Below are 21,146 nucleotides of genomic sequence, written 5' to 3'. Positions count from 1 at the left end.
CGCCCTGCCGCACCGCCCGACGCCCGTCCGGATCGCGTTTGCGAAGATCTTCGCAACGCCTGGCGCTTACAGCCCGTATTTTGCGAAGATCTTCGCAAGCTCACCGCTCTCCTTGAGCTTCGCGATCGCGGCGTTGACCTTCTCCAGCAGGGCCGGGTTCTCCTTCGAGACCGCCAGCGCAACGTCGCCGGCCTTCAGCGGCTGATAGCCATCGACCAGGCGCAGGCCGATCTTGGGGTTCTGCGCGATCTGATAGGCCACGATCGGCTTGTCGCCGAAGCCGGCCTTGATCCGGCCGAGTTTCACATCGCGCATGATGTCGGCGATGCTGTCATAGAGCTTCACCTCGCCGAAGGTGCCGCGGGCGTTGAGCGCGTCGGCGAAGGTGGTGCCGACCTGGGCGCCGATGGTGGCGCCCTTCAGATCGTCGAGCGTGTAGTTCGCCGGCTCGTCCGCCGGCACGAACATCGTCTCGCCATAGGTGTAGACCGGGGCCGAGAAATCCACGACCTCGCGCCGCTTGTCGGTGGCGAGCATGCCGGCCGAGATCAGGTCGATCTTGCCCGTGGTCAGCGACGGGATCAGCGCCGAGAAGGCGACCACCTCGAATTCGGTGGCAAGCCCCGCCTCGGCCCCGATCGCCTGGGCCAGATCGACCATCGCGCCGGTCGGCTTCTGGCTCGACGTGTCGACGAAGGTGAAGGGCACGCCCGTGGTGGTCACGCCCACCTTCACCGTCTCCGCCGCGAAAGCCGGCGCCACCGCACCGATGGCCAGTGCCGTGATTGCGGCGGCAAGCGTCTTCAGCCTCATGAAATGTCCCCTGTTCGTTGTCCTGCCGACCATCGCAGGGCACCGCGGCGCCGGGCTCCCCCCGGCAACCACGCACACCACCGGCAGTCCCGTGCTGGTGGCGCAGACCCCCGCCCTGCGATGCGGATCGGCTTCGGCGTTGACTGATTTTCATGGTAGTGAAATTATCGAGAGGCGCAATGAAATTGGTCAGCCGATTTCATTTTCGTGAAAAGGCCTGCACGACAGGCGATTCCGTTCGCCTGCCGCGGTGGCTACCGGCGGTCGGGGCGTTGCGGAACGCATGGTCGGGCTGGAAATTCGTGAAAAAATATGGCCCTCCTTTCAACAGAGTGAACCTGAAGGTATCCACCACCGATGACACCCCCTGAGTCGCCTCCGGCCTCCATCCCAGAGACGCCCGTCGTCGAGCCACTGACCGAAGAGGACGATCTCAGCCTCGGCCTCGCCGTGCGGCGGGCACGTCAGGCGCGGGGGCTGTCGCTGAAACAGGTGGCCGATGCCGCGAATGTGTCGGTGGGCTTTCTCAGCCAGATCGAGCGCGGGATCTCCTCGCCCTCGGTTCGCGCGCTCAGGGCGATCTGCGCCATTCTGGACGTGCCGGTGCTGGAACTGCTGGGTGGCGGCGAAAGCGATCCGAACAACGAGGCCCGGCGCATCGTCCGCGCCGGCCAGCGCCGCCGGGTCGATTTCGGCGCCAAGGGCATGGTGAAGGAATTCCTGACCGTCCACGACCAGGGCATGCTGCAGGTGATGGAGCTGACGCTCGATCCCGATGGCGGATCGGGCGAGGACGCCTACAACCATGAAGGCGAGGAATGCGGCGTGGTGCTGGAAGGCCGGCTGGAGCTGTATGTCGACGGCGCGGTCTACCGCCTGGGCGAGGGCGACGCCTTCCATTTCGAAAGCGCCTCGCCGCACAAATTCCGCAACCTCGCCAATGGCCGCACCCGGATTCTGTGGATCACCACCCCGCCGGTCTGGTGACGGGGGACGGGGCGCGCGCACGGGGTTCACGTCACGGACCGCCGGTTTGCGATGGTCTGCGGCCACGCCTATGATCGCCCGACCATCCCGTCAGGAGCCGCCATGTCCCCCGCCCCTATCCAATCCCCCGCCCGCATCCAGTCGCGCCGCAGCTTCATCTTCACCCCCGGCACCCGGCCGGACATGTTCCCCAAGGCGCTGGCCTCGGGCACCGATATCGTCTGCGTCGATCTTGAGGATGCGGTGGCGCCGAAGGACAAGCCCGAGGCGCGCGACAGGGCCTTCGCCTATGTGCCGGTGACCGAAGGCGACCCGCGGGTGGAGCGGATGATCCGCATCAACTGCCTGCGCACGCCCGAAGGCATGGCCGACGTCAAGGCGCTGATCGAGGCGGAACACCCGGCGCCGGCCGTGATGCTGCCCAAGGTGAAGGGGCCGGAAGAGGTCCGCAACCTCGCCGACCTGCTGGACGACTACCAGCGCCCCACCCGGCTGCATGTGATCATCGAGACCAATGAGGGCCTGGAAGCCGCGGTCGAGATCGCGACCTCCAGCGAGCGGATCGAGGCGCTGTTTTTCGGCGGCGTCGACATGGCCGCCGATCTGCGCTGCCGCAATGTCTGGAACGCCCTGCTCTATGCCCGCTCGCGCGTCGTCCACGCGGCGGCCACGGCTGGCGTCGACGTGATCGACGTGCCCTGGCTCGACCTGGAAGACGAGGCCGGCATGATCCGCGAGGCCGAGACCGCGGCCGACCTCGGCTTCTCGGGCAAGGGCACCATCCACCCGAAGCAGATCCCGCATATCAACCGGGTCTTCACCCCCGACGACGCCACCGTCGCCCATGCCCGCAAGGTGCTGGATGCCTTCGCCGCCGCCGATAGCGGGCTGCTGGTGGTCGACGGCAAGCTGATCGAAAAGCCGGTGCTGCGCAGCATGACCCGGATCGTCAACACCTGGGAGGCGGCGCAGCGGGGTTGATACACATCCCCGGACCCGCCATACTCTGCCGATCCTTCAACCGTCCGAGGGGGCGACCGATCATGACCGCCATCGTGCCGCACATGATGTCCTGCGTCGTCCCCCCGCCGGCCATTGCCCGGGCCGGCACCCCGCCGCCGCCCGCCGGCCGCGCCGCCGCCTGACCGGCGGCCGCCTTTTCACGACCCCGCCCCTCGGATCCTGAACCATACGGTTCGATCGGTCCCGGCTGACGGCTGATGCAGCCGGGCCGGCAGGGTCGTCGTGACATCCGGCAAAGACGGTTTTTCCAGATCCGATGACCGGTTTCCTTCGTGCCGCGGGCCGTTTCGGCCCGACGGCGGCGTTCGTCTGCCTGTGGAGCAGCGGCGCCATCTTCATCCGGCTCGGGCTCGATCATGCGAGCCCGCTTGCCTTCCTCAGCCTGCGCTTTGCGCTGGCCCTGCTCGCCATCACGGTGATCCTGCGCCTTCAGGGGCGCCGCTGGCCGCAGCTCCGGGCCTGGCCGCGGCTGCTCGCCACCGGCCTGCTGCTGGTCGGCGCCTATGCCGTCTGCTACATGGCCGCGATGGACCAGGGCATGACGCCCGGTGCCGTCGCCACCGTCATGGGGCTGCAGCCGGTGCTGACCCTGGTGGTCAGCGGTGGCGCGCGCAGTCGGCGCCGGGTTGCGGGGCTCGCACTCGCCCTCGCGGGGCTCGTCGCCGTGGTCTGGCAGAGCCTGGCCGCCGCCAGCCTCACCCCGGCAGGCGCCGGCCTCGCTCTCGCAGCACTGGCCGCGATGACCGCAGGTGCCCTGCTCCATAAGCGTTCCACCATCGACCCGCTCACGGCCATGCCGGTGCAGTATCTGGCCGCTCTCGCACTCTGCCTGATCGTCCTGCCGACAGAAGCGGTGCGGTTCGACGCCGTGCCGGCCGTGGTACTGCCGCTGCTCTGGCTCGCTCTGGTGATCTCGGTCGGTGCCCAGCTGCTGTTCTACCGGCTGATCCGGGCGGGCGATCTCGTCAACGTCACCAGCCTGTTCTATCTGGTGCCGGCCGGGACCGTGCTGCTCGATTTCGCGGTCTTCGGCACGGTGCCGGCCCCGCTCGCGCTTTGCGGCATGGCGGCGATCCTGGGCGGGATCGGGCTGGTCTTCGGTCGCGGTCAGCCGGCGGCGGCAAAAGCCTGAACCGCCGCGCGCGCCGCATCGAAGCGCGCGCGCAGACCGGGCGGCAGCGGCCGGGGGTCGATCCTCCGGCCGCGGCGCGGGGTGGCGATCGCGCCCCCCACCGCCTCGCCGGCCAGTGCCGCAGTGCCGACCGCGGTCAGCTCCGGCTCGTCGGAGACGATCACCGGCCGTTCCAGACAATCGGCCAGCATCCGGCAGAAATAGGCATTGGCCGCCATGCCGCCATCGATCGGCACCGGGTCGGTGAGCGGCTGATGGCGGCCGATCACCGCCACCACTTCGGCCATGCGGAGCGCGATGCCTTCAAGCAGCGCCTGCATCATCCGGCCCGGCCCGGTATCGAGCCCCAGCCCCAGCCAGGCGCCGCGCGCCCGCCGGTCCCAATGCGGACAGGCGAGCCCCGCCAGCGCCGGCACGAAGACCGGACCGTCGAGTGTGGCCGGGGCGCCGTCGAAGGCCCCGATATCGTCATGGCCGGCAAACAGCCCCAGCCCCTGTGCCCAGTTCACCGCCGAGGCGGCACAATAGACCCCGCCTTCCAGCGCATGCACCGGCGCCTCCCCCGCCTTCTGCCAGGCGATGGTGGGCAAGGGCCCGTCACGTCCGGCCGCCATCCGCCGGCCGGTCACGACCAGGGCGAAGCCGCCGGTGCCGAAGGTGATCTTGGCATCGCCCGCACGCCTGCAGCCATGGCCGTAGAGCGAGGCCTGCTGGTCGACCAGGCTTGCGGTCAGACGAAGGCCGGTGCCGGCCAGGGTGCCGAAATCGCCGGTGCTGGGCCCGATCGGCGGCAGCGCCTCGATCGGCACGCCGAACAGCCGGCACAGCTCAGGGTCCCAGTCGCAGCTGTCGAGGTTCATGAGCGCGGTGCGCGAGGCGGTGGTGACGTCGGTTTCGAACCGCCCGGTCAGCCGGTCGCGAAAGAAGGCATCGGTGGTGCCGAGCCGGAGCCGCCCCTGCCCCGCCAGACGCCGTGCGGCGGGGATCTCGCGCAGGATCCAGGCGAGTTTGGAGGCCGAGAAATAGGGATCGAGCGGCAGGCCGGCCCGCGCCAGCACCATGTCCCCGGCCCCGTCGGCGCGCAGCCGGTCAACGACGTCGCGGGTCCGGTCATCCTGCCAGACCAGCACCGGAGAGATGGCCTCGCCGGTGGCCGCATCCCAGGCGAGGCAGCTTTCCCCCTGATTGTCGATGCCGACCGCAAGCGGCGCGCCCGCCGCGCGGGCCGCATCCAGGCAACTGCGGAGGTTCCGGATCAGCTCTTCCGGGTCGTGCTCGACATGGCCGGGGGCCGGGTGGATCTGGCGATGGGGCAGGCTCGCCACGATCCGGGTGCCGCCATCGGGCCCGACCAGCACGGCGCGGGTGGTGGTGGTGCCCTGGTCGATGGCAAGGATGGTCATCACCGCGCGTCCCAGCCGAAGGTGTAGCGGCCCGACCGCACCGCCGGCAGGGCGTCGATCGGCACCAGGATCCGCCGTTCCGGCCGGCTGCGCAGGCGCTGCGACCAGATCTCCCGGCCATCATCGGTCAGGACCAGCCGTCCCGCCACCCGGCTGTCGACCCGGAACTGAATATGGTCGTGAACGCGCAGGCCCGGCCTGCCACCGGCGATCAGCTGCGGCAGGGCGAAGCGGAGCGGCGCCCCCGCGACGCGGACCTCAAGCCCGCCGGCCGCCGGCAGCCGGCCGGCCAGGTCGAGCGCGATCGCCCGGCCGGTGCGGCGGCCTTCCTTCCAGCTCCAGCCCGCGGTTTCCACCGGACGCAGCAGATTGCCGGCGGCAAAGACGGTGGGGTCCGAGCAGCGGCCGAACTCGTCGATCACCGGGCCGCCGGTCGCCGGATCGCGGGCCAGATGGCTGCCGGCGAAGAGCGTCGCCTCGGGCCGGAAGCCGCCGGTCACGACGACGCCGTCGGTCTCGATCACCCGCTCGGCGCCGTCGGCATCGCGCAGGGTGACGGCGGTGACCCCGTCCCGCCCCTCGATGGTCCGAAGCCCGGTCCCGGTCAACAGTTTCACCCCCAGCAGCCGTGGCAGCAGACCGGCCGGCCAGCGGGCGACGGTGCCCTGGCCGGGCTCGATCATCGCCACCGGCCGGATGCCCGCCTGGATGCAGGTGATCAGGGCCGAGAACGAGACCAGTTCGGTGCCCAGCACCACCGGCCGGCTGAAGGGTTTCAGATGGTCCAGATGCACCAGCCCCTGAAGCGCGCCGGTCGAGAGCACGCCGCCGGGCTTCGTGCCGCCGATCAGCCGCTGGGCGCGGCTGGTCTCGCGCACGCCGGTTGCCACCAGCACACGCCGGGCATGGATCACCCCCAGCCCAGCGTCCGGGGTGGAGACGTCGAGCTCAGGGCCGGACGCCCCGGAACCCGGACGGATCGCGGCCACGGTCACGCGGGTGCGGATCTCGCCCCCGGCGGCCGCGGCGGTGCGCACCAGCCGGCGGGCATAGGCGGGACCGGTCATCAGGCGGCGGAATTCGCGCAGGCCGAAGGGCGAATGGGCGCAATGGCGGGGGATGCCGCCGGCCTCGGCCTCGCGGTCCAGCACCAGCACCCGGGCGATACCCTGGCGGCGCAGCTCGGTCGCGGCGGCGAGCCCGGCGGGGCCCGCGCCGATCACCACCACATCCCAATGCTCCGCGGTCATGGCTCTCCTCCCGCAGTTGCCGATGGGGCGGTCCTCGGATCGGCCGTCATCGGCACCGCCAGCCGGCCGGCGGTGATCGCCGCCAGGGCCGCTGAACAGTAGAACCCCTGACAGCGGCCCATGGTCACGCGGGTGCGCCGCTTCAGCCCCGCCAGGCTGCGGGCGCCGGTCGGGCCGTCGAGCGCGGCCTCGATCTCGCGCCGCGTCACCCGCTCGCAATGACAGACCACGCCGCCATTGCCGGGGCATTGCCAGTCACGGGTCTCGTGCTCGGCCAGCATCGGCATGCGCGGCCAGACCGGATCGGCGATCGCCTGGTGGCCCGCCAGCAGGCCGGCCACCAGGCGATGGACATGGGCGGCGGTGCCGAGCGCCGAACTCAGGCCCGTGGAGCGGATGCCGCCGACGGTCACATAGCGCCGTGCCGCCTCCACCCGGATCCGGTAGTCCTTGAATTCGGTGGCGGGGCGGAGCCCGGCATAGATCGCGGTCACCTCGTGATCCTTCAGCGCCGGCAGGATCTCGGTGCCGCGGCGGATCAGCGCCTCCAGGGTTTCGGGCACCAGCCCGGCACGTTCGCGATCCTCCTGCTCCTCGGCGGTCGGGCCGACCAGAAGATTGCCGAAGGCGGTGCGGCAGACGACGATGCCCTTGGTCACCTTGTTCGGCACCGGCAGCAGGATATGGCCGGCAAGGGCCGCCGCCGGCTTGTCATAGACCACGAACTGGCCCTTGCGCGGCCGGATGGTGAAATCGGTGGTGCCGGTCAGCAGATCGTCCACCCGGTCGCCCCAGAGGCCTGCGGCATTGATCACCAGCCCGGCCCGCACGGTGCCCCGCGGGGTTTCCAGGCACCAGAGGCTGCCATCGAACACCCCGGCGGTGACGGGGGCCGCAGTCATCAGCCGGGCGCCGTTCTCCACCGCCTGGCGCAGATAGGCATGGGGGGCAGACCAGGGGTCGATCACATATTCCCGCGGCACCCGGAAAGCGGCGCGCACCCCCGGCCCCAGCGCCGGCTCCAGCCGGCGGGCCTCGGCCTCGGTCAGCGGCTCGACATCGTCGACGCCGTTCGCCCGGGCCTGGGCGATCAGATCGGGCAGGGTCGCCGCCTCTTCATCCGTCCAGGCGACGACCAGGGCGCCGGTCTTCAGCAGCGGCAGGTTCAGCCGCGCGCGGATCTCAAGATATTCCCGATAGCCCGCGGCGATGCAGGCCGCCTCTACCGATCCGGGCGGGGCGTCGAAGCCGGTATGCAGGATGGCGCTGTTGCCCTTCGACGCGCCGTCGAGAACATCGGCCGCCTTTTCGATCAGCACCACCCGGGCGCCTTCCAGCGTGAAACGGCGGGCGAGCGCGCAGCCGATCACCCCGGCGCCGATGATCGCGACGTCGAAGGTGCCGTCGCCGCTTCCGTGGCGGGATGCGTCACCAGCCGGGGCCATGCCTGTCCTCCTGCGGTTCAGGGTTTCCTCCTGCGGTTCAGGGCGGTCTACCCTGCGATCAGCCTGCCCTAAAATGCCCGAATGGTCAACTTATCCACAAAATTATGACCGTTCGGGCATTCATGCCGGCACATGCACCTTGACTCGGGCATTGGCCGATGTCCTACTTTGATGAACGGAGGACGGGAATGCGACGCAGGGAACGGCAGGCGCGGATCGCGGACATGATCTGGCAGCAGGGCGAGATGTCGGTCGACGCGCTCGCCCAGGCCTTCGAGGTTTCGGCGGAAACGATCCGCCGCGATCTGGCCGGGCTCGCCAGTGACGGCGTGCTTCAGAAGGTCCATGGCGGCGCCCGCCGGCCCAAGCTTCATGCCGAGGGCAGCTTCAAGGACCGCATGGCCGAAGAGGCCGAGGCGAAGCAGGTGATCGCGGGCCGGCTGGTGCCGCTGATCGAGCCCGGCGACACGCTGTTCATCGACACCGGCTCCACCACCCTCGCCTGTGCCGAGGCGCTGGCGGGCATCGGCGGGCTGACGGTGATCACCAATTCGCTGCGCATCGCCCGGGTCTTCGGCGCGGCGCCGCAGCCGGGCCGGGTCTATCTGCTGGGCGGCACCTTCATGGGCGACAACGACCAGACGGTCGGCCCGCTGGTGATCGAGCAGATTCGCGACTTCCAGGCCGATCACGCCATCCTGACGGTGGCGGCGATCGATGCCGAGGTGGGGGCGATGGATTCCAATTTCGACGAAGCCCAGGTGGCGCGCGCCATGATCGGCAATGCGCGCAGCCTGATCCTGGTGGCGGCGCGGCCCAAATTCGGCCGCAAGGCGGCGTTCCGGGTCTGCGGCCTGGACGAGGTGGATGTGGTCGTCACCGATGCGCCGCCCGGCGCGATACATGAAGCCGCCCTGAGAGCGGCGGGAGCCGAGCTGATCTAGGCAAAACCGGGCGGCCGGCCACTGGGGAGGGGCAGGCCGCCTGACGAGACGGGGGACGGACTGGCCGATGCCGGCTGCAATCAGATGGTATGTGCGGGTCGTCGACCGATTGTCCGATTATGTCGGCATCGTGGCGATGGCTCTGGTCTTCGTGATGATCGGCGTCCTGCTGCTGGACGCGGTCACCCGCAACGCGCTCGACATCCCGCTGCACTGGTGTGTCGAGGTCGCCCAGTTCACGCTGCTCGCCTATTTCTTCATGGGCGGCGCGATGACGCTGAAGAATGACGATCACGTCCGCATGGACCTGATCTATCAGCATCTTTCCACGCGCGGCAAGGCGATCCTGGACCTGATCACCTCCGCCTGCCTGATGTTCTACCTGGTGGTCATGACCATCGGCTCGGTGTCGAGCCTGCAATATGCCATAGAGACCAATGAGCGCCGGTTCTCGATGTGGAACCCGTCGATGATCCCGATCAAGGCGCTGCTTGTGGTCTGCCTGGTGATCATGCTGCTCCAGACACTGTCGCTGGTGTTCAAACACATCGCGACGATCCGCCGGGTGGACGTAGCATGAGTTATGAACTGATCGCGATCCTGATGTTCGCGACGATGGCCCTGATGCTGCTCACCGGGCAGCGGGTCTTCGGCGCGATCGGCTTCGTGGCGGCGGGCGCCGCCCTGCTGCTCTACGGCAACGGCGCCGTCGAGATGCCATTCAATGCCACGTTGAAGCTGTTCAACTGGTTCCCGATGCTCACGCTGCCCCTGTTCATCTACATGGGCTACATCCTGTCGGAAGCGGGCATCGCAGAGGATCTCTACAAAGCCTTCCACGTCTGGTTCGGCCGGCTGCGGGGCGGGCTCGCCATCGGCACGATCGTGCTGATGGTGGTCATTTCGGCTATGAACGGGCTTTCCGTAGCCGGACTGGCTATCGGTGCCACCATCGCCCTGCCTGAAATGCTCCGCCGGGGCTATGACAAGGTGCTGATCACCGGCGTCATCCAGGGCGGATCCTCGCTCGGCATCCTGATCCCGCCGAGCGTGGTGCTGGTGCTCTACGGCATGATCGCCCGGGCGCCGGTGGGCCAGCTCTGGCTGGCGGGCATGGTGCCGGGGCTGATGATGGCGGCGATGTTCACCGCCTATGTCGTGGTGCGCTGCCGGCTGAACCCCGCACTCGCCCCCACCGTCACCGACGACGAGCTGAATATGCCGATCGGGCAGAAGCTGAAGCTGCTGCGCGCCGGCCTCATCCCCTTCGTGATCTTCTTCACGATGATGGGGCTGTTCGTGATGGGCTATACCAGCCTGGTCGAAAGCTCGGCGATCGGCGCCACCGGGGCGACCATCGCCGCCGCCCTGAAGGGCCGGCTGAACTGGCGCCTGATCAAGGAGACGTCGAAGAAGACGCTGTCGATCTCGTGCATGTTCATGTGGCTGATCCTGGCCGCCCTCGCCTTCGGCGCGGTGTTCGACGGCATCGGCGCGGCGCGGGCGATCGAATCGCTGTTCATCACCAACTGGGAACTGACCCGCTGGCAGGTGATGGCGATGATGATGGCCTCCTTCATCCTGATGGGCATGTTCCTGGACGACACCGCCATGCTGGTGATCGTGGCGCCGCTTTATGTGCCCCTGGTCAAGGCGCTGGAATTCAACGTCATCTGGTTCGGCGTGCTCTACACCATCACCTGCCAGATCGCCTATATCACCCCGCCCTTCGGCTACAACCTGTTCCTGATGCGGGCGATGGCACCGAAGGAAATCACCCTGATCGACATCTACAAGTCGATCATCCCCTTCGTGATCATGATGGTGATCACCATCGCCCTGCTGATGGTCTTCCCCGGGATCGCGCTCTGGCTGCCGAACCTCGTCTACGGAAAGTAGTCTTCACCCACACCCCCGACACGGCCATGGCGGGCGCATGGGGAGACATGCGTACCGCTTCCAGGAGACGAACGACATGAGCGACATCGAGAAGAAGACGTCCTCGGCCGATCCGGTCGCGGGAAGCCGGCGACAGTTCCTGAAGACCGCCGGCATCGGCGGCGCGGCGCTGGCGGCCAGCACCACCTTCGCCGCCCCGGCGGTGCATGCCCAGTCCAAGATCCGCTGGCGGCTGCAGACCTATTCGGGCGCGCCCCTTGGCGCCCATGTGATCAAGCCGCAGATCGAGGCCTTCAATGCGGCGGCCAATGGCGAGATGGAGATCGAGCTCTATTACGCCGATCAGCTGGTGCCGACCGCCGAGCTGTTCCGCGCCCTGCAGAACGGCACCATCGATGCGGTGCAGTCGGATGATGCGACCATGGCCTCGCCCGCCGATGTGGCGGTGTTCGGCGGCTATTTCCCCTTCTCCTGCCGCTTCAGCCTGGACCTGCCGGTGCTGTTCCAGCGCTATGGGCTGAACGAGATCTGGAAAGAAGCCTATGACGAGATCGACGGCGTGGAATGGCTGTCGGCCGGCGCCTGGGATCCGCTGCATGTCTTCACCAAGGAGCCGATCCGCTCGCTGGCCGATATGCGCGGCAAGCGCGTCTTCGGCGTGCCGACCGCCGGCAAGTTCCTGTCGCGCTACGGCCTGATCCCGGTGACCGTGCCCTGGGACGATGTCGAGGTGGCGATCCAGACCGGCCAGCTGGACGGCGTCGCCTGGTGCGGCTTCACCGAGGCCTATGAGGTGGGCTGGGCGGATGTCTGCAATTACGCGCTGACCAACAATATCTGCGGCGCCTGGTGCGGGTCCTATTTCGCCAACAGCAAGAGCTGGGAGAAGGTGCCGCCGCATCTGAAGCAGCTGTTCCTGACCACGATCGACCAGTCGCATTACTATCGCCAGGTCTGGTACTGGGGCGGCGAGGCCGATCTGCGCGTCAACGGCAAGAAGATGGAGCTGACCTCGATCCCGCGCGAGGAATGGTCGCAGGTCGAAAAGGATGCCGAACAGTTCTGGGACGAGATCGCCGCGACCAGCCCGCGCGCCGGCAAGGTGGTGCAGATCCTGAAGGATTATTCGGCCCTGATGGAGAAGGCCGGCTTCCCCTATCGCTGATCGTTCCGCCGACCGGGGGAGGAAACCTCGCCTCCCCCCTCATCCCCTGCGCCGGAGCCCGCCCAGGGCTTCGGCCAGGCCCATGACCGCACAGCAGACCGCCATCAGCACCACCGAAGCCGCGGCCGCCGCCGGCAGATCGGCGCCGGTTTCCGAGATCTTCGAGAACAGCAGCAGCGGCAGGATCTGCACCTGGGTGCCGACCAGGGCGAGCGCCGTGCCATAGGCACCGATCGCCACCGCCGCGGTCAGGCAGAAGGCGGCGATCAGCGCCGGGGTCACCTGGGGCAGCAGCACGTCGCGGAAGGCGGCGAAGCGGCCCGCCCCCAGGCTTTCGGCCGCATCCATCTGGCGCGTGTCGAAATTGACCAGCACCGGCAGCATCACCAGCACCACGCGCGGGATCAGGTAATAGCAATAGGCGAAGCCGAGCCCCGCGGGCGTGAAGATCATCGCCCCCACCACCGCCGGATCGGCGCCCAGTTCGGCCAGCAGCAGGGTGAAAAAGCCCGCGCGGCCGAAGACCAGGATGAAGCCGTAGGCGACGATGAGCCCTGAGAAGGTGAGCGGCAGGGACAGCAGGAACAGCAGCCCCTGGCGCCGGCCCTCGGGCAGCCGCGCCAGATGCAGCGCCACGCAGAAGCCGACCACCACCGACAGCGCCGGGGCCACCGTGCCCAGGACCAGCGTGCCCTTCAGCCCCTGCCAGAACACCGGGTCGTCGACGAGCCTGAGATAGGCGGCACCGCCCCCCTCGCCCGTTTCCCCCACCAGCACGGCGAGCGGCAGCACGAAAAACACCGCCATCGTGACGAGCGCCGGCAGCGACAGCAGAATCAGGAGCCGGGGCGGCAGGGTCATGGGGGCTGGTCCTGGAGAAGAGAGACGGTTGAAAACGCCGGCGGGCACGGCACCGGATCGGCCGGCACCGTGCCGCAACAGGCGTGAGGACGTGGGCGGATTACTGGCCGAGCACGGCCTTGGCCCAGCCGGCATCGATGGCGGGCTTGGCATCACGCGCCTTGGCGACATCCACCGGGCGGATCTGCGGCGCCTCGGGCAGCTTGGCCAGCACCTCGTCGGGCAGCTTCACACCCGGCACCGACGGGCGCACGAAACCCTCGGCAAAGGTGGTCTGGCCCTTGTCGGTCATGATGTAGTTCAGCCAGAGCTTGCCGGCATTCGGGTTCGGGCCGTCCTTGACCAGGCTGATCGCATAGGGTGCCGCGGCCGAGGCTTCGGCGGGGATCACCACCGCGACGTCGTCGCCCATGCCGTCGACATATTTGGCCTTCAGACCGTCATTCTCATAGCCGATCCAGATCGGGATCTCGCCCTTCACGAACTGGGCGTAAGGCGTGGTGCCCACGGTGCGCAGCACGTTGCCGGCCTTGTGCAACCGGCCCAGATAGTCGATGCCCGGCTGGACGTCGTCCATGCTGCCGCCATTGCCGAAGGCGGCGGCGATGGTCACCACCTGGCCCTGACCGGCCGTGCGCGGATCCAGATAGACCACCGAATTGCGATAGGCCTCGCCCAGCAGATCGGCCCAGCTCTGGGGGACCTGCTTGACCAGCTTCGTATTCACCAGGAAGGCCACGTTCAGGGTGTGAATGGTGAACCACTGGCCGGCCGGATGACGGAAGGGTTCGGGCAGACGGTCGAAATTCACCGGCGTGAAATCGGCGACCACGCCCTTCTCGGCGGCATCGAGGGCCGAACCCGCGAAGTAATAGGCGGTGTCCGCCTGCGGTCGGTTGCGCGACTTGTCGAGTGCCACCACGGTCGCGGCCGAGCCGAGATCGTTATAGACGATCTCCACACCCGGATAGCGGGCCTTGAAGGCCTTGAACTGCGCGGCCCAGTTCGCCCAGGTCGGGCCGGTGTCGAACGAGACCACCAGCCCCTCGTCGCGCGCGGCGTCGTAGAGGGCCTGCTCGCCCTGATAAAGCTCGCCGCCATCCAGCGGCTGGGCGAGGGCCGGGGTTGCGGCGGTGGTGGCGGCGAAGGTGCCGGCCGCCATCATCAGGGCGGCGGCCGTCTTTTTCCAGAGGCTCATGGTCATCGGATCGGTCCCGTTCGACTGGTGCTGTGGTCGGGTGCTGGGGGATCAGCGTGCAGGGAGACGGTGACGGTCAGAAACCGGCCGGCAACAGCCGGACGGCCTCGGGCGCGATGGCGACCGCATCGATCGCATCGCGACGGCGGGTCTCGACCTTCACCAGCCCGCCCGGAACCTCGAGGTCCAGGCGGCGGAGATTGCCGAGGAAACGATCGGCCGCGATCCGGCCGGCGAAGCGGTTGGCGGCATCTGCGGCGGGCTCGGCCGAGACCTCTTCCGGGCGGACCATCACGGTGACGGCATCGCCCGGGGCGAAACCGCCCGTGGCCGTGCGGATCGGCCCGATCGCGGTCTCGACCAGCCCGTCGGCCGCCACCCGGCCCGGCCAGAGATTGGCGTGGCCGACGAAGCCCGCCACGGTCGCATCCACCGGCCGCTCGTAAAGCCCGCGGGGCGTGTCGACCTGAAGCAGGCGGCCATCCTTCAGGACGGCGACCCGGTCGGCCATCGACAGCGCCTCTTCCTGGTCATGGGTCACGAACAGGGTGGCGATGCCGGCCGCGCGCTGGACGCGCAGGATCTCGTCGCGCATGCCGGCCCGAAGCCCGGCATCCAGCGCCGAGAGCGGCTCGTCAAGCAGCAGGGCCCGCGGCCCGAAGACCAGCGCCCGGGCCAGGGCCACGCGCTGCTGCTGCCCGCCCGACAGCGACGCCGGCTGGCGGTTCGCGAAACCGCCGAGTCCGACCTTCTCCAGCGCCTCACTTGCGCGGGCCATGCGGTTGGCACGGTCCACCCCGCGCAGCTTCAGCGGATAGGCGACGTTCTCGGCCGCGGTCATGTGCGGGAACAGCGCGTAGGCCTGGAAGACCACGCCCAGCGCCCGGTCCTTGACCGGCACCCGGGCGACGTCGCGACCGTCGATCAGGATCCGGCCCCGATCGGGCACCACGAAGCCCGAGAGCAGGCGCAGCAAGGTGGTCTTGCCCGAACCCGACGGCCCGATCACCGCCAGCAGCTCGCCATCGCCGATCTCCAGATCGATGTCGGAGACACCGGCACCGCCCGAGGGATAGCGGAAGGAGACGGCGTCGAAATGCACGCTCATGGGATCACCCTCCCGCCCGGGCGCGCCGGCCGCCGGCGGCGGCAAGCGCGGAAGCACCGGCCGCCAGCGTCGCCAGCGCCAGCAGCACGACGGTCGCGGCACAGACAAATCCGGTGGCGCCGTAGAAGGCCTGGAGCAGCACGATCGGATAGGTCCGGTCCAGGAAGCCGGCGACCAGGTTGGAGAGCTGGAATTCGCCGATCGAGAGGGCGGCGACCATCACCAGCCCCGAGGTCAGGCTGTGGCGCAGCGACGGCAGCACGATGTCGACGAAGCGATGGCGGAAGCCGGCGCCGAGCGTTGCCGCCGCCGCCTCGATCCGGGCGAGGCCGAGCGTCTGCATATCGGCGAGAAGCGTGTTCATGAGGTAAGGCAGGGTCAGGACCACATGGGCCGCCACCAGCAGCTCAAAGGTGCCGAGCCATGGCAGGGTCGAAGAGGAGAACACCAGGATGAAGCCGAAGCCCAGCACCAGTTCCGGCACCGCCACCGGCATCAGCGAAGCGATGCGCGCCGCGGTGCGCACGCCGCGGCTGGCGGCGGAATGGATGGCATAGGCTGCGGGCACGGCGATCAGCGCATCGATCACGGCCGTGGCCGCCAGCACCTTCAGGCTGGTGAAGAAGGCGCGGCGGAAGCTGGCATCGGCGAGCAGATCTTCATACCAGCGGGTGGTGAAACCCGAGGGCAGCAGCGTGCCGGTCCAGCTGTCGCCGAACGAGCCCAGCACCAGCAGCGCGATCGGCGCCGCCAGATAGAGCAGATAGCATGCGGTGACGAGCGCCATGGAAACCGTCCGGTGCCGGGAAACCCCGCCACGCCCGGGTCACCGGACATGAGACCGGCGGGGCGAGACCGGCGTATTATCGTTTTCTTCCATTCCAGCCGCCAATGATCGTTTGATTACAGATCTGGCGACGGAACGACGACGGGAGGAGCGATGCCCGGGCAGGGCCGGTCAGAGCGGCCCGTCGAGGGCGAGCATGCGCCGGGCGATGCGGGCGCGGATGTCGGCCACATCGCGGCAGATGACGGCGCCGTCCACCACCGGCGCGTCGGCGATGGTCAGCACCAGCTTGTCGAAATGCAGGCCATAGGCGATTTCGGACAGCGTGCCATAGCCGCCACCGACCGCGATCAGCACCGGGCAGGCGCGGGCGATCAACGCATTGCGCACGGGGCCGATGCCGGTGGCGAGCGGCACGGTGACATGGGGGTTGGCCATCCGCCAGTCTTCATCCGGCACGTAACCCAGCACCAGGCCGCCATTTTCCGCGGCACCGCGGCTGGCCGCGGCCATCACGCCGCCCTTGCCGCCGGTGAGCAGAACCAGGCCCAGAGAGGCGATCGCCGCACCGACGGCGGCGGCGGTGGCTTCCTGGTCGCCCACCGGTTCGCGCGGGCCGATCACCGCGACCGGCAGGCGGCGGATGCGGTTGGCGGCAGCCAGTTCGGCAAGCGCCGCCTCGGCCGCGATCGCACGGGCCCCTGCCGGCAGGGCATCGGCCGGCTGCCAGATCAGGGACCAGGGGTCGAACACCCGGCATTGCGCATCATCATTGCGCCACAGCCTGCCTTCTGCCACGAAGAGCGACGGTTCCATGAAGATCTCCGGTCGGAACGGAACCGGGCTCGCGGCCCGGCGGGGGTCGGTGTAAATTATCTTCCAATTCTGTCGCCGTCCAGTGCGGCGACGCCATCGGTGACGAAGGATGCACGGCAGGTGCCGACCGGAGAGAACGTGATCCTGGACAGCGGCGAGGCGGTGAGCCAGCGCCAGTACGACATCCTGCGTATCGTGCGCGAGCAGGGCTTCGCGACCATCGATGCACTGGCGCGGCAGTTCGACGTCTCGGCCCAGACCATACGGCGCGAGATCATCCGGCTGGATGCGCTGAAACTGCTGCAACGCTTTCATGGCGGCGCGGGTGTGGTGGAGCCGGCGATCCGCCCCGCCTATGCCGAAAAGCGCCTGAGCCAGACCGACGCCAAGCACGCGATCGGCCGGCGCGCGGCCGAGCTGGTGCCCGACGGCGCCGCGGTTTTCCTGGATGTCGGCACGACGGTCGAAGCGGTGGCGCGCGCGCTGGCGCCACGCAGCGGGCTGACCATCGTGACCAACAGCCTGCCCGCGGCGATGCTGCTGGCGGCGGGCCGGCCGGAGAACGGCCCCCGGTCCGAAATCTTCGTCACCGGCGGCAGCATCCACGGCCCCGACGGATCGCTGATCGGCGACACCACCCAGACGGGGCTTGCGCGCTTCCGCTGCGATGTCGCGATCATCGGCTTCTCAGGGATAGATGAAACCGGCGCGCTGATGGATTTCGACCTGCACAAGGTGGCCGCCAAACAGGCGATGATCCGCGCCGCCCGCATGGTGGTGGCGGTGGGGGCGGCGTCCAAATTCACCCGCAGTGCCCCGGTGCGGATCGCGGATCTGCCCGAGATCGACCGGCTGGTCACCGACCGCGCCCCGCCGCGGCATCTGAGCGAGGCGGCGGAACAGGCGGGAACCCGGATCGTGCTCGCCTGAAGAACGGAACCCCGGCTGACCGTATCGTCAGGCCGCCGCCGCCCGCTGGCGGACCACCAGCCCCTGCATGGCGATGCCGATCTCACCCAGTTCATCGACCAGGCGCGAGGTGGTCAGCCCCACGCCGTGGGGCTGCATGACGGTGGTCGCATCCACCCCCACCCATTCGCCCACCGGCGCGCGGTGGAGATGGACGGTCAGATCGGTGTTCACGAAGGTGAACCGGTCGGGCGGCAGCACCCAGCTGATGCCGTTGCCGAAATCGGCCGCCGCCATCACCCGCATGGCTGGCGAGTTCTCCACCCCTTCGACCAGCGGCACCGCCAGACGAAACCAGACCGCCGCAGGGCCGGGACGGACAACCGAACCTGCCGCCACCCGCGATTCCATGGCCGTGTAATGAAATGAACGGGTGTCCGGCATCCCCGGGATCCGCACAGGCTCCGTACAGCTGGCCGGCAGTGGCAGCCCCGGACCGCCAACGGCCGGATCCCCCAGGTCTATGGCTTCCTCGCGCATCAGCACCGCCACGCCCTGTGCAACCTCGGACCCGTCGGCGATCAACGCCATGTCGGCGCGACGCACCGACCGGCCGCGCCGGCTGCGGATCACCAGACGCAGGGGGGCCACCGGCACCGGGCGCAGCAGTTCCAGCGTCATGCGGCTGAGCAGCCACCCCGGCTCCCCGAGGGCCCTTTCCGCAGCATGAACCAGCAGGGCCGCCGGTGCGCCCCCATGCTGAGCCATCTCGCTCCATGGACCACGGGCGAGGATGGTGGGCAGCACCTCGCCTTTCCCACGCCACAGGAAGACACTGTCCCCATCGACTGATTCGAGCATGTCGGCGATGTCCATGACTTTGGCGACGGCATGTCAGACCCGGCCCCGGGGGCTTCGCGAGCCTGACCGGGATAGCGGGAGATGCTCCCTCCCCCCCCGCAATCGCGTCGGGCGGATGCCCTCGACGATCATCAGATGGGACGGCGAGGCACGTCTCCCGCCCGACACACCATCCGTACATACCGGATTCGACTTGATTGCATACGAACGCGATCGTTTCGTCAACTCGTATGCATTTCTTCTTTTCGTTATAATTTCAGCAACCATAGGGCACGGCCTCAGGCGCTTGCAATAAGAAATGAAAGGTGGTTCAATTTTTAAGAATGGCATACCGACGCACAAAAATGATGGAGGAGCGGCTTGCCCGCACCCGGGAGGAGATCGTGACCGCAGCCCTCGCGCTGGTCGCGTCGGGCGGCTATGCGGCCGCCAGCATGCCGGCCATTGCAGCCCGGGCCGGCGTGTCGACCGGCCTGCTCTACCGGTATTTTCCCTCCAAGGCCGATCTGTTCGAAGAGGTGTTCCGCAGGGCCAGTCAGCGCGAGATCGATGCCTGCGCAAGGCGCGCGGCCCAGCCGGGAACCGCGCGCGAGCGACTGGCCGGCGTGGTTGAAACCTTCGCACGACGGGCCCTGAAGGGACCACGCCTCGCCTGGGCCCTGCTCGCCGAGCCGGTGGATCCGGCGATCGAAGCGGAACGGTTGCGCTATCGCCAGCCCTATCGCGACATCTTCGCACAACTTGTGCGTGAAGGGATCGCCAGCGGTGAGATTGCACCACAGGACGCGGACATCGTCGCTGCCGCGATCGTCGGTGCGATTGCCGAGGCCATGGCCGGCCCCCTGACCCAGCCCCCGGAAGCATCGGCCGCAGACCCGGAAAGAGACGCCCGGCTGGGTGCTGCGATTGCGCGCTTCTGCGTTCAGGCATTGGGACCCCATCCACACAGCGGTGCCGGTTGAGCCCGTGCTGCCGCGCCCCTTGAGGACATTGTCCCGATCATCACGGCCCGAACGGCCGCCCCCCGGAGGAAACGCAAGAATGTGGACGCTGGACGATGTGCTGCGGAGCGCCGCCCGCAAATTCGCCGGCCGCGAGGCGCTGGTCGGCGGCGGCCGGCGGCTGAGCTTCGCCGATCTCGACGCCGCGGCCGACGATGCCGCCGCCCGGTTGCAGGCGGCAGGGGTCACCAGGGGGGATGCGGTTGCGATCCATGGCCGCAACACGGTGGAATGGGTGACGGCCTTCTTCGGCGCGGTGCGGGCCGGGGCGGTCACCGTGCCGGTCAACCACAAGCTGGCAGCACCCGAGACCGCCTATATCCTGGAGCATTCGGGCGCGACGCTCTGGCTGGTGGATCGCGATCTGGCAGGCGACGGCTCGGCGGCGGGGACGGCGCGCATGCTGATGCTCGATGACGGCGACGGCGGGCTCTTCGCCGGCCCTGCCCCGGCCGCGCCACCGGTACCGGTCGCGCTCGATGCCGGAGAGCCGGTCGAGATCCTGTACACCTCGGGCACGACGCGGCGGCCCAAAGGCTGCCTGCATTCGCATGCGAACGTACTGCTCGCCGGCACGGGCTCCAGCCTGGTTTACGGGCTGGGCCCCAGCGACCGGGTGCTGCTGGCCATGCCGGTCTGGCACAGCTTCCCGCTCAACAACATGCTGATCAATGCGGTCTATGTGGGGGCTGCTGTGGTGCTGCTGCCCGAATACCATCCGTTGCATTTCGTCCAGACCATGCAGGATGAGCGCTGCACCCTGTTCTTCGGCGCTCCGATCGCGTTCCTGATGCCGCCGCGCCTGCTGCCGCATTTCGACAGCTTCGATCTCTCCCATGTCCGGGCCTGGATCTATGGCGGCGGGCCGATCGATGCGGTCACCGCCCGGATGCTGGCGGAGCGCTACCGGTCGGACCGGTTCTACCAGGTTTTCGGCATGACCGAGACCGGCCCGACCGGCACCGCGCTCTACCCGGAGGAACAGGTCGCCAAGGCCGGCTCGATCGGCCGCTACGCCGTGGCAGGCGCCGACCTCAAGGTCATGCGCGACGAGGTGACCGAGGCCGGCCCCGGCGAGACAGGCGAGATCTGGATGCGCTGCCAGTCGATGATGCTGGGCTATCACGACGATCCCGAAGCGACCGCCGCCGCCTTCCATGACGGCTGGTACCGCTCGGGCGATCTGGCCCGGATCGACGCGGACGGCTATCTGTTCATCGTCGACCGGCTGAAGGACATGATCGTGACCGGCGGCGAGAACGTCTATTCCAAGGAAGTCGAGGATGTGCTGGCCGCCCACCCGGCCGTCGCCGAGGCGGCGGTGATCGGCACCCCCCACGAGGAATGGGGCGAGACGGTCACCGCCTTCATCGTGCCCAAGGCCGATGCCGCCCTCGACGAGGCGGCGATAACGGCCCACTGCACCGCCGCCCTCGCCCGCTACAAGATCCCGCGGATCATCCGCCTGGTCGACAGCCTGCCACGGACGCCGACCGGGAAGCTGCAAAAGTTTCTGTTGCGGGAGGGGGTGTGAGGGATACGGC

At 68.6% G+C, this 21,146-nt stretch carries 20 protein-coding genes; 10 read left to right on the top strand and 10 right to left on the bottom strand.

The features are described from left to right. Positions 1-66 precede the first annotated feature (66 nt). Positions 67-813, bottom strand: a complete 747-nt coding sequence (locus CMO28_RS21325; protein ID WP_296716727.1) for a substrate-binding periplasmic protein — start codon at positions 811-813, stop codon at positions 67-69. 357 nt (positions 814-1,170) lie between these two features. On the opposite strand from CMO28_RS21325, the gene CMO28_RS21320 reads away from it, so the two are divergent. The 3 genes from CMO28_RS21320 to CMO28_RS21310 all read left to right on the top strand — a co-directional run bounded on the left by CMO28_RS21320 (position 1,171) and on the right by CMO28_RS21310 (position 3,955). Further along, positions 1,171-1,800: a helix-turn-helix domain-containing protein gene (locus CMO28_RS21320; protein WP_296716724.1), complete on the top strand. Its 630-nt coding sequence runs from the start codon at positions 1,171-1,173 to the stop codon at positions 1,798-1,800. A 102-nt stretch (positions 1,801-1,902) separates the two neighbouring features. After that, on the top strand, positions 1,903-2,781 hold the full coding sequence (locus tag CMO28_RS21315) for an HpcH/HpaI aldolase/citrate lyase family protein (protein ID WP_296716721.1): 879 nt from the start codon (positions 1,903-1,905) through the stop codon (positions 2,779-2,781). Positions 2,782-3,079: 298 nt separating this feature from the next. Continuing rightward, positions 3,080-3,955, top strand: a complete 876-nt coding sequence (locus CMO28_RS21310; RefSeq protein WP_296716718.1) for a DMT family transporter — start codon at positions 3,080-3,082, stop codon at positions 3,953-3,955. On the opposite strand, the gene CMO28_RS21305 is transcribed toward CMO28_RS21310, so the two are convergent. From CMO28_RS21305 to CMO28_RS21295, 3 genes are read right to left on the bottom strand one after another with little or no spacing between them, the layout of a single operon-like run. Further along, on the bottom strand, positions 3,931-5,358 hold the full coding sequence (locus tag CMO28_RS21305; RefSeq protein ID WP_296716715.1) for an FGGY family carbohydrate kinase: 1,428 nt from the start codon (positions 5,356-5,358) through the stop codon (positions 3,931-3,933). The two genes, CMO28_RS21310 and CMO28_RS21305, sit on opposite strands and share 25 nt — an antisense overlap. Beyond that, positions 5,358-6,608, bottom strand: a complete 1,251-nt coding sequence (locus tag CMO28_RS21300) for an NAD(P)/FAD-dependent oxidoreductase (protein WP_296716712.1) — start codon at positions 6,606-6,608, stop codon at positions 5,358-5,360. The genes CMO28_RS21305 and CMO28_RS21300 overlap by 1 nt, the downstream gene beginning before the upstream one ends. Then, positions 6,605-8,053: an NAD(P)/FAD-dependent oxidoreductase gene (locus CMO28_RS21295; protein ID WP_296716709.1), complete on the bottom strand. Its 1,449-nt coding sequence runs from the start codon at positions 8,051-8,053 to the stop codon at positions 6,605-6,607. Before CMO28_RS21295 ends, CMO28_RS21300 begins: the two co-directional genes overlap by 4 nt. 188 nt (positions 8,054-8,241) lie before the next feature. Here CMO28_RS21295 and CMO28_RS21290 point away from each other — a divergent pair, with 188 nt between their 5' ends. The 4 genes from CMO28_RS21290 to CMO28_RS21275 all read left to right on the top strand — a co-directional run bounded on the left by CMO28_RS21290 (position 8,242) and on the right by CMO28_RS21275 (position 12,061). After that, complete coding sequence (locus CMO28_RS21290) at positions 8,242-8,997, top strand: DeoR/GlpR family DNA-binding transcription regulator (RefSeq protein ID WP_296716707.1); 756 nt, start codon at positions 8,242-8,244, stop codon at positions 8,995-8,997. Positions 8,998-9,064: 67 nt separating this feature from the next. Next, positions 9,065-9,577, top strand: a complete 513-nt coding sequence (locus CMO28_RS21285) for a TRAP transporter small permease subunit (RefSeq protein ID WP_296716704.1) — start codon at positions 9,065-9,067, stop codon at positions 9,575-9,577. Continuing rightward, positions 9,574-10,896: a TRAP transporter large permease gene (locus tag CMO28_RS21280; protein ID WP_014748574.1), complete on the top strand. Its 1,323-nt coding sequence runs from the start codon at positions 9,574-9,576 to the stop codon at positions 10,894-10,896. Before CMO28_RS21285 ends, CMO28_RS21280 begins: the two co-directional genes overlap by 4 nt. 76 nt (positions 10,897-10,972) lie before the next feature. Next, complete coding sequence (locus CMO28_RS21275) at positions 10,973-12,061, top strand: TRAP transporter substrate-binding protein (protein WP_296716699.1); 1,089 nt, start codon at positions 10,973-10,975, stop codon at positions 12,059-12,061. A 39-nt stretch (positions 12,062-12,100) separates the two neighbouring features. On the opposite strand, the gene CMO28_RS21270 is transcribed toward CMO28_RS21275, so the two are convergent. From CMO28_RS21270 to CMO28_RS21250, 5 genes are all read right to left on the bottom strand, one after another. Continuing rightward, positions 12,101-12,922 (bottom strand): ABC transporter permease, encoded by an 822-nt coding sequence (locus CMO28_RS21270; RefSeq protein ID WP_014748572.1) that lies wholly within the window; start codon positions 12,920-12,922, stop codon positions 12,101-12,103. Between the two features lie 100 nt (positions 12,923-13,022). Then, on the bottom strand, positions 13,023-14,120 hold the full coding sequence (locus CMO28_RS21265) for an extracellular solute-binding protein (protein ID WP_416370978.1): 1,098 nt from the start codon (positions 14,118-14,120) through the stop codon (positions 13,023-13,025). A gap of 76 nt (positions 14,121-14,196) precedes the next feature. Further along, a complete protein-coding gene (locus CMO28_RS21260) occupies positions 14,197-15,228 on the bottom strand; it encodes an ABC transporter ATP-binding protein (protein WP_296716691.1) in 1,032 nt (343 codons plus the stop codon). Positions 15,229-15,232: 4 nt separating this feature from the next. Beyond that, entirely contained in the window at positions 15,233-16,015 is a 783-nt protein-coding gene (locus CMO28_RS21255) for an ABC transporter permease (protein WP_296716688.1), read from the bottom strand. Between the two features lie 171 nt (positions 16,016-16,186). Further along, a complete protein-coding gene (locus tag CMO28_RS21250; protein ID WP_296716686.1) occupies positions 16,187-16,831 on the bottom strand; it encodes an LOG family protein in 645 nt (214 codons plus the stop codon). Positions 16,832-16,951: 120 nt separating this feature from the next. Between CMO28_RS21250 and CMO28_RS21245 the strand changes: the two genes are divergently transcribed. Next, positions 16,952-17,761, top strand: a complete 810-nt coding sequence (locus tag CMO28_RS21245) for a DeoR/GlpR family DNA-binding transcription regulator (RefSeq protein WP_296716683.1) — start codon at positions 16,952-16,954, stop codon at positions 17,759-17,761. Between the two features lie 27 nt (positions 17,762-17,788). Here the strand turns inward: CMO28_RS21245 and CMO28_RS21240 are convergent, their stop codons facing one another. Next, a complete protein-coding gene (locus tag CMO28_RS21240; RefSeq protein ID WP_296716679.1) occupies positions 17,789-18,547 on the bottom strand; it encodes a thioesterase family protein in 759 nt (252 codons plus the stop codon). Positions 18,548-18,924: 377 nt separating this feature from the next. Between CMO28_RS21240 and CMO28_RS21235 the strand changes: the two genes are divergently transcribed. Beyond that, positions 18,925-19,563 carry a TetR/AcrR family transcriptional regulator gene (locus CMO28_RS21235; protein WP_322111400.1) on the top strand — a complete coding sequence of 213 codons (639 nt, stop codon included), beginning with the start codon at positions 18,925-18,927 and terminating at the stop codon, positions 19,561-19,563. Positions 19,564-19,642: 79 nt separating this feature from the next. Continuing rightward, a complete protein-coding gene (locus CMO28_RS21230; RefSeq protein WP_296716675.1) occupies positions 19,643-21,136 on the top strand; it encodes a class I adenylate-forming enzyme family protein in 1,494 nt (497 codons plus the stop codon). Positions 21,137-21,146 lie beyond the last annotated feature (10 nt).

It is taken from the genome of Tistrella sp., assembly GCF_002684955.1.
GTDB classification, from domain to species: domain Bacteria; phylum Pseudomonadota; class Alphaproteobacteria; order Tistrellales; family Tistrellaceae; genus Tistrella; species Tistrella mobilis.
Note: the sequence above shows the minus strand (reverse complement) of the source record. Positions and strands in the feature narration are given on the sequence as shown.